The sequence below is a fragment of the Emticicia aquatilis genome (assembly GCF_014644295.1).
GTDB lineage: Bacteria > Bacteroidota > Bacteroidia > Cytophagales > Spirosomataceae > Emticicia > Emticicia aquatilis.
The window spans coordinates 1-758 of the sequence record NZ_BMKK01000035.1 but is presented as its reverse complement, the minus strand read 5'-3'; the positions used below and the strand labels follow the sequence as shown (position 1 = coordinate 758).

At 38.1% G+C, this 758-nt stretch carries 1 pseudogene; it reads left to right on the top strand.

What is annotated here, in order from left to right:
• Positions 1-758: pseudogene (locus IEX65_RS27980) on the top strand (hypothetical protein); the annotation flags it as partial.

The window sequence follows — 758 nt, the reverse complement described above, 5'->3', positions numbered from 1 at the left end:
GGATGCAGTGCCAGTGCCACGACAAGTGTGACTGTAAATCCCTTACCAAACATCACTATTAATCAGCCTTTGACAGCATGTGCAGGAAACGCCATTAATTTAACTTCATCGGTTGGAAATAGTTATTCATGGAGTGGTCCAAATAGTTTCAGTTCAAGTTTACAAAATCCAATTATTACGAACGCAAGTGCTTCAAATACAGGTACTTACAGTTTAGTGCTAACGACCAATGGATGTAGTGCAAGTGCTACAACGAGTGTTACGGTGACACCTTTACCAAATATAAGCATCAACCAACCTTTGACAGTTTGTGCAGGCAATGCCATTAATTTAACTTCATCAGTTGGTGATAGTTATTTATGGAGTGGGCCAAATAGTTTTAGTTCAAGTTTTCAGAATCCAATCATTACTAACGCAAGTGCTTCAAATACAGGTACTTACAGTTTAGTGGTAACGACCAATGGATGTAGTGCAAGTGCTACAACGAGTGTTACGGTGACACTTTTACCAAATATAAGCATCAACCAACCTTTGACAGTTTGTGCAGGCAATGCCATTAATTTAACATCATCAGCTGGAAATAGTTATTTGTGGAGTGGCCCAAATAATTTTAGTTCAAGTTTGCAAAATCCAATTATTTCTACTGCAAGTAGTTCAAATACAGGAACTTATAGTTTAGTAGTAACAAGTAATGGATGCAGTGCCAGTGCCACGACAAGTGTGACTGTAAATCCCTTACCAAACATCACTATTAATCA